The organism is Burkholderia pulmonis (assembly GCF_984667975.1).
Genome location: NZ_OZ480188.1, coordinates 529,881 through 544,535, shown reverse-complemented (window position 1 = coordinate 544,535; position 14,655 = coordinate 529,881). Strand labels below are relative to the sequence as shown.

Below are 14,655 nucleotides of genomic sequence, written 5' to 3'. Positions count from 1 at the left end.
GGAGCCTTCGTTGACCATTTCGTCCAGCACACAAGTCTACCTGCGGCAGAACATCCAGTTCGAACCGCTGATCAACGGTTGGTACGCGTGGTTTCACACGCTTCCGCCGTTGACGGCCGCCCTCAACGTGGCCGAACGGTTCCTGCCGCTGATGAAGTCGTATGCCGCATCGCCGATGATGCATGCGGCGGCCTGCAAGGATCCCGCGATGCGCGGCGGCCCGTTTCTCGACCTGGGCGGCAAGCGCGTCGACGAAATCCATGCGCTGATCGAGCAGACCACCGGGCGCGCGACCCGCCAACTGGAGCTGGCGAAGGCGTACAAGACGTTCTCCACGTTGCTGCTGGAACAGGCGCAGGGGATGGCGTCGGATCCGATCTACCCCGAGATCCCGGAGGTGCTGAAAGGCTATGTCGAGATCTATTACGACCTGAATCACAACCCGTCCTTCCGACTCTTCGAGAGCCTGCTGTATGCGAGCCCGTTCTATGCGCGCGATGCCCAGAGCATTGCGCTGTCGGCGATCGAGGAGAACACGCCCCGGCCGTTCATTCTCAGCACGCCGCGGCTCAGCGACGAGCGCACGCTGTTCTGCAACCTGGCGTTCGACGATCGCGCGCTCGACGCGCTGTTCCGGATGCGCGACACGCCCGGCAGCTACGCGAAGATCGTCGACCTGATGCGCGTGGAGGAGCAGGACGAGCCGCTGTTCCGCACGTTCTTCACCGAGGAGGCGCCGGCGCCGAAGCCGGACCGTTCGTTCGACGGCGACGACATCCGCATCCGCTACTACGGCCATGCGTGCCTGCTGGTACAGAGCCGCGGCGTGAGCATCCTGATCGATCCGATCATCAGCTATGGCTACGACACCGCGCTGCCGCGCTATACGTTCGCGGATTTGCCCGACCGGATCGACTATGTACTGATCACGCACAGCCATCACGATCACATCGTGCTCGAAACGCTGCTGCAGCTTCGCCACAAGGTGAAGACCGTGGTGGTCGGCAGGAATCTCGACGGTTTTCCGCAAGATCCGTCGATGGCGCTCGCGTTGCGCAAGCTCGGCTTCGACGACGTGCTGGAAGTCAGGGATGCCGAGGAAATCAAGGTGTCCGGCGGCGCCATCACCGCCATTCCGTTCCTGGGCGAACACAACGACCTGGCGATCCAGAGCAAGCAGAGCTTCATGATCCGCTTCGGCACGCGCTCGGTGCTGTGCATCGCCGATTCGTGCAACCTGGATCCGCGCCTCTACGAGCATGTCTTCCGCCTTGCAGGCAAGCCGGACACGCTGTTCGTCGGGATGGAAACCGAAGGCGCGCCGCCGTCGTGGGTCTACGGACCGCTGTTTCCCAAGGCGCTGCCGCGCGACATCGACCAGTCGCGCCGGGCGCGGGGCTGCCAGTTCGGCGAGGCCGCCGCGCTGGTGGACGACTTCGCGTTCAACGCGGCGTATGTCTACGCGATGGGTCAGGAGCCGTGGCTCAACCACCTCCTCGACAACACCTTCGACGAAAACTCGCCGAGCCATATCCAGTCCACCCAGTTTGTCGCGCACTGCCAGGCCAAGGGCATCGCTTCCGAAATCCTGTACGCGACGAGGGAGATCGTGCTTTGTCAGAACTGAATCTCAACGCGCTCTCGACCAGCGGGCAATACCAGGAACACCTGGCGTTCTGGACCGATGCGCTCGGTCGCATCGACGAAGATTTCCGTCTCCAGCAGTCTTGGCAGGCGTATGCGCTGCCTCTCGGCCCCGCGCCCGCGCTGACGTTCGAGCTCGACGGCGACGCGGCGCAGGCGCTGGCGACGCTCGCGGCCGGTAACGAGCTGGGCGCGTTCGTCGTGCTGCTGGCGGCGCTGTTCCGGGTGCTCGGGCGCTACCACGGCGAGGCCGGCCTGTTCGTGGAGACGCCGCGCCTGATCGCCGAAGCCGCGAACGGTTCGACCGATCGCGTCCCGCTGCTCGACGCCGCCCGGCCCGGCCCCACGGTTCGCGCCTACCTGAACCAGGTGCGCGACGGCGTCCAGCGCAGCTATTCGTATCAGGATTTTCCGGTCGCGGCCCTCGCGCACAAACTGCGCGGCGAACGGCCCGTGACCAACGTCGGCGTGCGCTTCGACGGACTGCACGAGGCATGGGCGGACGCGGACCACGACCTGTCGATCGAGATCCGGCATCGTGCGGGCTACGAGATCGTCCTGACGGGCCGGCCGACGGTCTTCACGCTGCATTATCTGCAGCACGTCGCGCGGCACCTGCGCAACGTCGTGGCCGGCTTCGGCACGCTGGACGCCCCGCTCGACACGGTCTCGCTGCTCGATGACGACGAGCGCGCGCGCCTGCGTGCGCATGCGGCGCCCGTTGCGGTGGACGGCACCTTCCTCGCGCAGTTCGCGCAACGGGTCGCGGCCGCGCCGGACAGCCTCGCGGTGGTGACCGCCGACGCATCGCTGACCTATGCGGAACTGGACGAACAGGCCTCCCGGCTGGCGGGCTTCCTGCGCGCGGAATACGCGATCGAACGCGGCGACGTGGTGGGGGTGATCGCCGACCGTTCCGCGCGCTGGATCGTCGGCATGCTCGGCACGCTCAAGGCCGGCGCGGTGTATCTGCCGCTCGACCCGGAATTTCCGCAGGAACGGCTGCGTTTCATGATCGAGGACGCGAAGGTCAAGGCGCTGCTGACGAACTCGGAATACCTGTCGTTGCTCGCCGATTTCTGGGCGATCCCGATGTTCGCGCTCGACTTTCAGCTCGACACGCTGGAACCCGCACCGGCGTCGGCGCAGGTCGAAGTCGCGCCGGGCGACGCGGCGTACATCATCTACACGTCCGGCTCCACGGGTGTGCCCAAGGGTGTCGTGCTCGAACACGCAGGGCTCCTGAACATGGCGCAATACCATGTGGATGCCTTCGGTTTCGATGCCGACGACCGGTTCGTCCAGTTCTACTCGCCGGGCTTCGACGGCTCGATCATGGAGATGTTCGTCACGCTGCTCGCGGGCGCGCGGCTGGTGCTGGCGAAGACCGCCGTGATCCGCGACGTGCCGCGTTTCGTCGACTACATTGCGCAGCAGGGCGTCACCACCGTCAACGCGACGCCCGCCTATCTCGCGTCGCTCGACTGGCACGCGCTCGGCACCGTGAAGCGGGTCATCAGCGCGGGCGACAATGCGCGCGCGGCGGATCTGCGCGAGCTGGCGCGGACCCGCGTGTGCCACAACTCGTACGGCCCGACCGAGGCCACCGTGTGCATCACGGACTACGTGGTCGACCCGGCAATCGCCTATGGCGCGCGTCTACCGGTCGGCCGCCCGATCCACAATACGCACCTGTACCTGCTCGACGAGCACGGCGCGCTGGCGCCCGACGGATGTACCGGCGAGATCTGCGTGTCCGGCATCGCGCTGGCGCGCGGCTACATCGGCCGCGACGACCTGAGCGCCGCCGCGTTCGTCGACCATCCGTTCGAGGCGGGCGAGCGCCTCTATCGCACCGGCGACCTCGGCGTCTGGCTGCCGGACGGCAACCTGGAAGTCACCGGGCGCCGCGACACGCAGGTGAAGATTCGCGGCTATCGCATCGAGACGGGCGAAATCGAAGCGGCGCTCAGGCAGCATGCCGACGTCGCCGACGCGCTCGTGTTCGTGCGCGAGGACACGCCGCAGCACAAGCAGCTGGTCGCCTGCGTCGCGACGACGACGGCCAGCGTCGCCGTCCTTCGGGAACATCTGAAGACGCGCCTGCCAGAGTTCATGGTGCCGGCGTCGATCGTGACGCTCGAGCGCCTGCCGCTGACGCCGAACGGCAAGCCCGACCGCAAGGCGCTCGCCGCGCTGGAGCTGGCGCCCGTGCCGAGCGCAACCGCATACGCCGCACCGGCCAACGACGTCGAAGCGCGCCTGGGCAAGATCTGGTCCGAGGTGCTGGGCCGCGAGCCGATCGGCGTGCACGACAATTTCTTCGAACTCGGCGGCGATTCGATCCTGATCATCCAGGTGATGTCGCTGGCCCAGCAGGTCGGCCTCAAATTCACCGCCGACCAGTTCTTCGCGCATCCGACCATCGCCGGGCTCGCCGCGGTGGCGGTGGAAGCGCCGTCGATCCGGATTTCGCAGGAGCCGGTGGTCGGCCCTGCCTCGCTGACGCCGATCCAGCACTGGTTCTTCGCGCAGGACGTGGCGGATCCGCACCACTACAACCAGTCAACCCTGATCGAGGTGCCCGCGTCGCTGCGGCCGGACGTGCTCGAGCATGCGCTGGCGGCCGTCGCGACCCATCATGACGCGCTGCGGCTGGGGTTCGAGCGCGTCGCCGGCGTGTGGCAACAATCGCATGCGGCGCCGCCGCTGGCGATTCCGCTCGGCGTCACGTCGCTGGCGGACATGGCGCCCGCCGCACGGCAGGCGGCCATGCTCGCAACTGCCAGCGACATGCAGGAAAGCTTCACGTTGTCGGCGCCGCCGCTGCTGCGCGCGCACCTGTTCCGGTTCGGCCCCGACACGCCGCAGCGCCTGCTCGTGGTCGCGCACCATCTGGTGATCGACGGCGTGTCGTGGCGCATCCTGTTCGAAGACCTGTACGCCGCGTGCCGGCAGCTCGAAGCCGGCGAAGCGGTGCAGCTCCCGGCCAGGACGACGGCCTGGCGCGACTGGTCGACGCGGCTGTCCGAATTCGGCGCGACCGCGCCCGACGGGCTGGACTACTGGCTGCGGGCCAACACCGACGAACAAGCATGTTTCGACGACATGCCGGTCGGCACCGTCGGCGAAGCCGGCACGACGGTCGTCGACTTCGACGCCCGGCAGACGCTTGCGCTGTTGCAGGACGTGCCGCGCGCGTTCAATACCCAGATCAACGAAGTGCTGCTGACGGCCCTGCTGCTCGCGTTCGGCGACTGGACGGGCAACGCGACGCTCCGCGTCGAACTCGAAGGCCACGGCCGCGAAGATCTCTTCGACGGCGTCGATACGTCGCGCACGATCGGCTGGTTCACCACGCACTACCCGGTGTTCCTGAACGCCGGCGACGCCACCGGGGCGGTCGAGGCGCTGCGCCACGTCAAGGAGCAGCTGCGCGCGGTGCCGATGCGCGGGCTCGGCTACGGCGTCGCCCGCTACCTCGGCCGCGACGCCGGCATCGCGGCGGCACTGGAACGGCAGCCGCCGGCGCCGGTGCGCTTCAACTATCTCGGCCAGGTCGATCGCGTGCTGGCGGACGACACGGGCTGGAAGCCGGTGCTCGACTTCCAGAGTCCCGAGCACAGCCCGCGCGCGCGGCGCGGCCATCTGTTCGAGATCGACGGCATGGTGTTCGACGGGTGCCTGCGCCTGACCTGGCGCTACAACCGCGAGGCCTGCGCACCCGGCGTCATCGAACAGCTGACGCACAGCTACCGCAGCCGTCTGCTGTCGATCGTCGCGGCGAGCGGCGACGGCTCGAGCGGGCTGAGCCCGTCGGACTTTCCGGCCGCGCGCATCAGCCAGGCAGCGCTGGACGCACTCGTATCAAGGATCAAATCGTGACATCCCCCACCATCGCCGATATCTACGAGCTCTCCCCGATGCAGGAGGCGATGCTCTTTCATGCCGTGCACTCGCCCGGCACGAGAAGCAGCTTCAACCAGCTCGGTTGCCGGATCACCGGCGACCTCGATCCCGTGCTGTTTCAAGCCGCATGGCAGCAGCTCGTCGACCGGCATCCGGTGATGCGAACGTCGTTCCATTGGGAAGAATTCGACAAGCCGATGCAGGTCGTGCATGCGCACGCCACGCTGCCGTGGGTGCAGGACGACTGGCGCGACCTGCCGGACCACGAACAGCGCACGCGGTGGCGTGCGCACCTCGAAAACGACCTGGCCGAAGGCTTCGCGCTCGATCGTGCGCCGCTCGTGCGCTGCCGCCTGGTGCGCGTCGCCGAAGACGCATCCCTGTTCAGCTGGAGCCACCATCACATCCTGGCCGACGGCTGGTGCCTGTCGCTCGTGATCGAGGAGATCTTCGAGGCCTATGGCGCGCTCGTGCAAGGCGTGCCGCCGACGCTCCCCGCGGTGCGCCCCTATCGCGACTACATCCAGTGGCTGCAGCAGCGCGAGCCGCAAGCCGCGCAGCAATACTGGGCGCGCTATCTCGAAGGGTTCCACTCGCCGACCCCGCTGCCCACGGCCGCGCGCGCCGAAACGGGCGAGCGTTTCGGCCAGGGCCTCGCGCAAGTGCAGGCCGACCTGTCGGCCGACCTGAGCGCGCGCCTGCGGCAATTCGCGGCCCGCCATCACGTCACCCTCAATACCCTCGCGCAAGCGGCGTGGGCGCTCGTGCTGTCGCGTTACAGCGGCGAGACCGACGTGGTGTTCGGCGCCGTCGTGTCCGGCCGGGGCGCCAACCTGCCGGGGATCGAAACCATGCTCGGCCTGTTCATCAACACGGTGCCGGTGCGGGTGCGGGTCGACCCGCGGCAGCCGCTGGTGCCGTGGCTGAAGATGATCCAGGCGCGCGTGGCCGCCCGCGCACCGTTCGAGCACACCCCGTTGCCCGACATTCAGCGCTGCAGCGAAGTGCCGCTGACGACGCCGCTGTTCGAGAGCAACATCACGTTCATGAATTACCCGCTGGATGCGTCGCTGACGCACGGCGCGCACGGGCTCGCGGTCGACGAGGTCGAGCTGTACAACCGCGCCGACATCCCGCTCGAATTCGTGGTGACGGCGCGCGACGACTGGAAGATGGAGCTGTCGTTCGATCCGCGCCGCTTCGATGAAGACACGATGCAGCGCATGCTGGGCCACGTGGCCACGACGCTCGATGCGTTCGCAGCCGACCCGAACCGGCTGCTCGGCCGCCTGTCGATCCTGCCCGAGGCCGAACGCCGGCAATTGCTGGACACGTTCAACGACACCGCCGTGCCGTTCGACGCCGCACACACCGTGGTGCATCGCCTGGAACAGGCCGCCGCCGACCACCCCGGGCGGGTGGCGGTCGAGTCCCGCGACGGCATCCTGAGCATCGGCGAACTGAACGCGCGCGCCAACCGTCTCGCTCACCGCCTGCTGGCCGCCGCCGAGCTGGGGCCGGACGCGCTGGTCGCGATCTGCATGCGCCGGTCGGCACGCCTGATGGAAGCGATCCTCGCCGTCTGGAAGTGCGGCGCCGCCTATATTCCGATCGACCCCGACTATCCGCCGGCCCGTATCCGCACCATTCTCGACGATTCCGGCGCCGCCCTCGTGATCACCTGCGACGACCTGCTGCCGCCCGAGCTGGCCGCGCTTGCGCCGGTCGTGACGCTCGACGACGCCGCCGATTCCGGCGACGACACCAATCCCGGCCGCCCCGTCTTGCCCGGCAGCCTCGCCTACGTGATCTACACGTCCGGCTCCACCGGAAAGCCCAAGGGGGCGATGGTCGAGCACGCCGGCATGCTGAATCACATGCTCGCCGAGATCGACGAGTTTTCGATCTCGGCGTCGTCGGTGATCGCGCAAACCGCGCCGCATTGCTTCGACATTTCGGTCTGGCAATTTTTCACGGCGCCGCTCGCCGGCGGCAAGACCGTGATCGTCGACGACGAATGCATTCGCGATCCGGCGTCGTTCGTCGCGACCCTGGAAGCCACCCGGGTCAGCATCCTCGAACTGGTGCCGTCGTATCTGTCCGCCGTGCTCGACCGCGCGTCGGAACGGCCGGCGCTGATGCAGCACCTGCGGCACCTGCTCGTCACCGGCGAGATGGTCAGCCCGGCCCTGGTGAAACAGTGGTTCGACGTGTTCCCGGACATCGCGCTGGTGAACGCCTACGGCCCGGCGGAAGCGTCCGACGACGTCGCGCAGCACCGCATGACGTGCGCGCCGACCACACCTTACGTCCCGGTCGGCAAGCCGATCCGCAACGTGCGCCTCTACGTCGTCGATCCGCAGATGAACCTGTGCCCGATCGGGATCCCCGGCGAACTGTGCGTGTCCGGCATCGCCGTCGGCCGCGGCTACCTGAACAACGAAGCCGCGACGCGGGAGGCTTTCGTCGAGGATCCGTTCCATCCGGAGCGCGGCGTCCGCCTGTACCGCACCAGCGACATCGGCTGCTATCTCCCCGACGGCACGATCGTGCTCCACGGCCGCAAGGATCACCAACTGAAGATCCGCGGCTACCGCATCGAGCTCGGCGAGATCGACAACGCGCTGGCCGCCCTTCCGGAAATCCGCCAGTCGGCCGCGCTCGACTATCGCGACGAGGCCGGCCGCGCCGCGCTGTGCGCGTATGTCGCGTTCCGCGACGGCGCGTCGCTGAGCGATGCCGCGATTGCCGCGGCGTTGTCCGCCACGCTGCCGGACTACATGGTGCCCGCCATCTACGTGGTGCTCGACGCGCTGCCCCTGAGCGGCAACGGCAAGATCGACCGCAAGGCGCTGCCGCCGCTGGACCGGGCGCGGCTGTCGGCGGCGGCACACACGCCGACCCTGCCCCGCACGCCCACCGAGACGCTGCTGTGCCGCATCTGGGGAGAAGCGCTGGGCATTCCGGCGCCCGGCGTCCACGACAACCTGTTCGCGCTGGGCGGCGATTCGATTCTCAGCATGCGCATCGTGTCGCTGGCCGCCAAGGCGGGCCTGAAGCTCACGACCCGGCTCATCTTCCAGCATCCGACGGTTGCCGAGCTCGCCGCCGTGGCCACGCGCGGCACGGCCGGCGCGGCGGAGTTCGTCGCGTCGTCCGGGCCGCTGCCGCTGACGCCGATCCAGAAACAGTTCTTCGCGCAGCGCAAGGTCGACCCGGACCAGTACAACCAGGCGGTCCTGCTCGACGTCCCGGCGGATTTCGATCCGGTCCTGCTGCGCCAGGCGTTGCGGCACGCGGTCAAATGGCACGATGCGCTGCGGCTGCGCTTTCGCGCGGGCGAGTCCGGCTGGATCCAGGCAGTCGTCGACGATCCCGAGGTGCCCGTCGGCGTGTTCGACATTGCGCGCGACCAGCTCGCGCAGCACGTCGCGCAATCACATGCGAGCCTGAATCTGTCGGACGGCCCCGTCGTGCGCGCGGACCTGTTCCGCCTCGACGAAGGCCGCTCGCTGCGCCTGCTGCTGGTTGCGCATCATCTGGTCGTCGACGGCGTGTCGTGGGGCGCGCTGCTCGAAACCCTGTACGACGCCTACACCCGCCTGCGCAACGGCAAGGCACCCGAATTTGCGGGCGGCAGCGCGACGTGGACCGCGTGGACCCGCGCGATCTCGACCTGGGCCGACGCCGGCACCGCCGACACCGATCTCGCCCATTGGCAGGCCCTCGCGCGCGCCGGCCTGCCCGGCCTGCCGCTCGATCGCGCGGCGCCGGCCGACGCCAATACCGTGTCGTCCGCCGAAACGATCGTGGTCGAGCTGGGCGAAGCCGCGACGACGGCGTTGCTGGGCGCCGCGCCCCGGGCCTACGACGCGCAGATCAACGACGTGCTGCTCGCCGCGCTCGCGCGTGCCGTCAGCGACTGGAGCGGATGCGCCGACGTCCTGCTGGATCTCGAAGCGCACGGGCGCGAAGAACTGATCGACGATCTCGACATCTCGCGCACGTTGGGCTGGTTCACGTCCGTCTTCCCGGTCGCGCTGACGGTCGAGGCCGGCCCGCACGATCCGGCCCGCCTGGTCGCGGCGGTCAAGGCGCGACTGCGCGCCGTGCCGAACGCAGGCATCAGCTACGGACTGCTGCAGAACCGGCTCGACGCGCCGGCACCGCAGCCGCAACTGCTGTTCAACTACCTCGGCCAGACCGACCAGCTGTTCGCCGCCGCACGCGACTGGAAACAGGCGACCGAGCCGAGCGGGGACGGCCGCCATGCGAACCAGCGGCGCGAACACCTGCTCGACATCAACGCCTACGTGAGCGGCAACCGCCTGCACGTTGCGTGGGAATTCAGCCGGGCCTGCCACGACACGGACACGATCCGGCGCGTCGCGCACGCGTACCTCGCGGCGCTCGAATCCCTGGTCGCCGGCCCTGCCGTTCCGTCCGCGTCGGTCCGGCCCGCAGCCGGCCTGCCGCAGGTGCCGGCCGCGGTCGCGCCGGACGAGGTGGCCGACGTCTACGCGCTGACGCCGACCCAGCAGGGCATGCTGTTCCACGGGCTGTACGAACCCGCGTCGGACGCGTACTTCAGCAGCCTGAATTTCCGTATCGACGGCGCGCTCGACGTCGACCGGTTCCGCCGCGCGTGGGATACCGTCGCGCAGCGGCACGACATCTTGCGAACGTCGTTTCACTGGGAAGACCTCGACAGCCCCGTGCAGGTCGTGCATCGCCGTGTCGACCTGCCGTGGCACGAGGAAGACCTGCGCGCGGCGTCCGCCGCGGAGGCCGATCGGCATCGGGCAAGTTACGACGCGCAGGACCGCTCACGCGGCTTCGACTTCACCCGGGCGCCGCTGATGCGCGTCGCGCTGTTCCGCGTGGGCGATCACGCCTGGTGCTTCCACTGGAGCCATCACCACATCCTGCTCGACGGGTGGAGCTCCGCCCGGCTCCTGGGCGAGGTGGCCGCCGCGTATCAGGCGCCGTCGGCCGAAGGTGCGCCGGCGCAGGACGCGCCGCCGGCCTTCGCCGACTACGTGCGCTGGCTGGCGCGCCAGGACGCGGCCGTCGCGGAACGCTTCTGGAAGACGAAGCTGGCGGATTTCCCGGCGACGACGCCGCTCGTGCTGGGACGCCCGGAACTCGACGGCACGGCCGCGCCGGGCGCCTATGTCGAAGAACCGCTGCTGCTCTCCGAAAACGACACACAACGGCTCGTCGCGTTCGCGCAAACCCGGCGCCTCACCCTCAACACGCTCGCGCAGGGCGCGTGGGCGCAGCTGCTGGCTCGTTATAGCGGCGAAGCGGACGTCGTGTTCGGCACGATCGTGTCCGGTCGCCCGGCGTCGCTGCCGGCGTCGGACGAGATGGTCGGGCTGTTCATCAACACGCTGCCGGTGCGGGTCCGCATCGATGCGCGCCCGACGTCCGAGTGGCTCGCGCAGTTGCAGATGGATCTCGCACGGCAGGAGGAATATGCGCACTATCCGCTGGCCGACATCCAGAAATTCGCCGGCCTGCCGCCCGGCGTGCCGCTCTTCGAAAGCCTGCTCATCTTCCAGAACTATCCGGTCGAGGACGCCTTGGCCGATGCGCTGCCCGGGCTGCGGATCGGCGAATTCCAGGTGGCCGATCCGAACAATTACCCGCTGACGCTGGTCGTGACGCCGGGCAAGCGCCTGTCGCTGCAGGTGCTGTACGACGACGGCCGGTTCGATCGCGACACGATCGTCCGCCTGCTGCGTCATGTCGAAACGCTGCTCGTCGGCCTGGCCGGCGCGGAAGATCGCCCGAACCGCAGCGTCGCGCTCCTCGCCGCCGCGGAGCGCGACGCCCTCGTGCTGGGCTGGAACGATACGTTCGCGCCGATTCCGTCCGACCGGACGCTGCCCGAACTGATCGACGCCGTCGCCGCCGCGCACCCCGAGCGCATCGCGGTGCGGTGCGGCACGGAAGTCCGCACCTACCGCGATCTCGTCGAAGGCGCCAACCGGATCGCCGCGCATCTTCTGCGCGTCGCGCCGATCCCGCCGGACGACCGGATCGCCGTCTGGATGCCGCGCTCGCCGCTGATGCTGGAAACGATCCTGGCCATCTGGAAGTGCGGCGCGGCGTACGTTCCCGTCGATCCGGCCTATCCGGCCCAGCGCGTCGAGACCATCCTGACGCTGGCCCGGCCGGCCCTGATCGTCGCGACGGACTGCGTGCCGCCGCCGTCGCTGGCGTCGATCCCGCTGGTCGATCCCGCGCGCCTGCCCGGGCATCGCGATGCCGATGCGCCGGCGGCGCGTTGCCGGCCCGCGGATCTCGCCTACGTGATCTTCACGTCGGGTTCGACCGGCCAGCCGAAAGGCGCGATGGTCGAGCATCGCGGCATGCTCAATCACGTGCTCGCGATGGCGCGCAGGGTCGGGCTCGGCGCAGGGAGCGCGGTGGCCCAGACCGCTTCGCACTGCTCCGACATCTCGGTCTGGCAGTGCTTCGCGGCGCTGGCGTCGGGCGGCGCCACGGTGATCTATCCCGATGCAGTCATCCTCGAGCCCGCGCACCTGATCGACGCGCTTCACCAGGACCGCATCACGGCGATGCAGTTCGTGCCGTCCTATCTGGCGACCTTTCTCGGCGAGCTGGAACGGCACCCGGCGCCGGCGTTCCCGCACCTCGACACGCTGCTGACGATCGGCGAAACCCTGCAGCCCGCGTCCGCGCAAGCATGGTTCCGCCTGAATCCTGCGGTCAGGCTCATCAACGCCTACGGGCCGACCGAAGCGTCGGACTCCGTCGCGCACTACAGCATGACGTGCGCGCCGGACCTGACGGCGATTCCGATCGGCCGCCCGATCGAGAACCTGCGCCTCTACGTCGTCGATGCCGACATGAATCCGTGCCCGGCCGGCGTCAAGGGCGAGATCTGCATCGGGGGAACCGGCGTCGGGCGCGGCTACCTGTTCGACGAAGCGCGCACCCGGGCGGTGTTCCGAGACGATCCGTTCAACCCGGAGCCGGGCGCACGCCTGTACCGCACCGGCGACATCGGCTGCTTCGACGCGGACGGCAATCTCCACTTCTTCGGCCGCCGCGACTTCCAGGTCAAGATCCGCGGCTATCGCATCGAGCTCGGGGAAATCGAAGCCGCGCTGACGGGTCTCGCCGGCATCTCCCATGCCGTCGTGGTCGCCCGACAGGCGCCGGACGCGGGCACGACCCTGTGCGGCTACGCATCGGGCACCGGCTGGACGCCCCAACGCGTGCGCGACGCGCTGCGCGACACGCTGCCGGCGCATATGGTGCCCGACACCGTGATGCTGTTGCCGGCGCTGCCCGTCATGCCGAACGGCAAGATCAACCGCGCCGCGCTGCCGCTCCCGGATGCGGCAGCGGTCGTATCCGACGGCGTGCGGGCCGAACCGCAGACACCCGTCGAGGCGGCGCTGCTGCGCATCTTCGCCGAGGTGCTCGGCCACCGGCCGAACGGCGTCGACGACGATTTCTTCGAGCATGGCGGCCAAAGCCTGAAGGCGATCCAGATGGTCAGCCGGATCCGGCGCGAGTTGAAACTGGACGTCGCGGTCGCCGATATCTTCCATGCGCCGTCGCCGCGTGCCCTCGCCCGGAAGCTCGCCTCCATGCCGGCCGACAGCACCGGTGGCGACGCGCCGATCCCGGCGCTGGCGGCGCAACCGTCCTACGCGGTGTCTCGCGCACAGAAGCGGATCTGGCTCGCCAGCCGCAGCGCGGATCCGTCCACGTACGACATGGCAGGCGCGCTGCAGCTGGACGGCGCGCTCGACACGGCGCGCCTCGTCCAGGCGTTCGACGCGCTGGTCGATCGCCACGAGAGCCTGCGCACCGTGTTTGCGATGATCGAAGGCGAGCTGCGGCAACGCATCCTCACCCGCGACGCATCCGGATTCCGGGTCGAACAAACGGAGCTCGCGGACGATGCCGGGCCGCACGCCGTCGATGCGCTGATTCGCGCGGCAGGCGCGCAGCCGTTCGATCTCGCGTCGGGGCCGCTGTTTCGCGTGAAGCTGGTCCGGCGCTCGCCGACGCATCACCTGCTGCTGCTGAACATGCATCACGTGATCTCGGATGCGTGGTCGCTGCGCGTGCTGACCGACGATCTGCAGGCGCTGTATGCGGGTCACGACCTGCCGCCGCTGTCGATCCAGTATCGCGACTACGCCGCGTGGCACAACGCGAGCCTCGAAGGCCCGCGTGCCGCCGCGCATCGCGCGTACTGGCTCGGGCAACTGGCGTCGCCGCTGCCCCGGCTGCAACTGGCGTCGGATTTCCCGCGTCCCGAGCGGCCCGGCCATGCCGGGCAGACACTCGAAGTCGAATTGTCGGAACCGCAAGCAGCAGGCCTCGCGGCGCTGGCCCGCGCGCGCCACACGTCGCTCTACACGGTGCTCCTCGCGTCGTTCTGCGTGCTGATGCACCGCTACACGGGGCGCGAGGACATCGTCATCGGCAGCGTGTCGGCCGGACGCGACAGCGAACAACTCGAATCGCAGATCGGGGTGTTCCTCAACACGATCGTGCTCCGCGTCCCGGTGCGGCCGGCCGCGACCGTCGAAGCGGTGATCGACGCCGTGGCGAAAGCGTCCACCGACGCGCTGGCGCATGCGTCCTATCCGTTCGATGCGCTGCTGGAAGACCTGAAGATTCGCACGCCGACGGGCCACTTCCCGATCTTCGACATTCAGGCGAACGCCATTTCGATGCCGGCGCCGCAGCCCGGCCTGCGCATCACGGACCGCTCGCCGGCGGACACCACGGCCAAGTTCGACCTGTCGTTCCAGGTCGTGGAAAGCGATGGCCGGCACGTCATCCAGCTGATCTACAACGCTCACCTGTTCCGCCCCGCGACCATCGCCGCGATGCGCGACCGGCTGCTCGCGATCCACGACGTGTTCCGTCGCGATCCGGCCATGCCGGTCGATCGCATCCCGCTCTCCGGCGATGCGCCCGCCGCCGGCCCGCGCATCCGGGTCGGCCTGCGCCTGAAGCGCGCGCCCGAAGTCACCGCCGACGATGCGCTCGAGGAGAAATCGTGAGGCGGCCCGGTCGAGGTCCGCGCAACGGGCGCCATGCGCC

3 protein-coding genes are annotated in these 14,655 nt (G+C 68.9%); all 3 read left to right on the top strand.

What is annotated here, in order from left to right; all coding sequences use genetic code 11:
* Positions 1-10 precede the first annotated feature (10 nt).
* From AC5LXK_RS34155 to AC5LXK_RS34145, 3 genes are read left to right on the top strand one after another with little or no spacing between them, the layout of a single operon-like run.
* Positions 11-1,627 (top strand): MBL fold metallo-hydrolase, encoded by a 1,617-nt coding sequence (locus AC5LXK_RS34155; RefSeq protein ID WP_493395032.1) that lies wholly within the window; start codon positions 11-13, stop codon positions 1,625-1,627.
* Positions 1,615-5,529, top strand: coding sequence for an amino acid adenylation domain-containing protein (locus AC5LXK_RS34150; protein ID WP_493395031.1), 3,915 nt, complete (start codon positions 1,615-1,617; stop codon positions 5,527-5,529). The genes AC5LXK_RS34155 and AC5LXK_RS34150 overlap by 13 nt, the downstream gene beginning before the upstream one ends.
* On the top strand, positions 5,526-14,615 hold the full coding sequence (locus tag AC5LXK_RS34145) for an amino acid adenylation domain-containing protein (protein WP_493395030.1): 9,090 nt from the start codon (positions 5,526-5,528) through the stop codon (positions 14,613-14,615). The genes AC5LXK_RS34150 and AC5LXK_RS34145 overlap by 4 nt, the downstream gene beginning before the upstream one ends.
* The last annotated feature ends 40 nt before the right edge of the window (positions 14,616-14,655 follow it).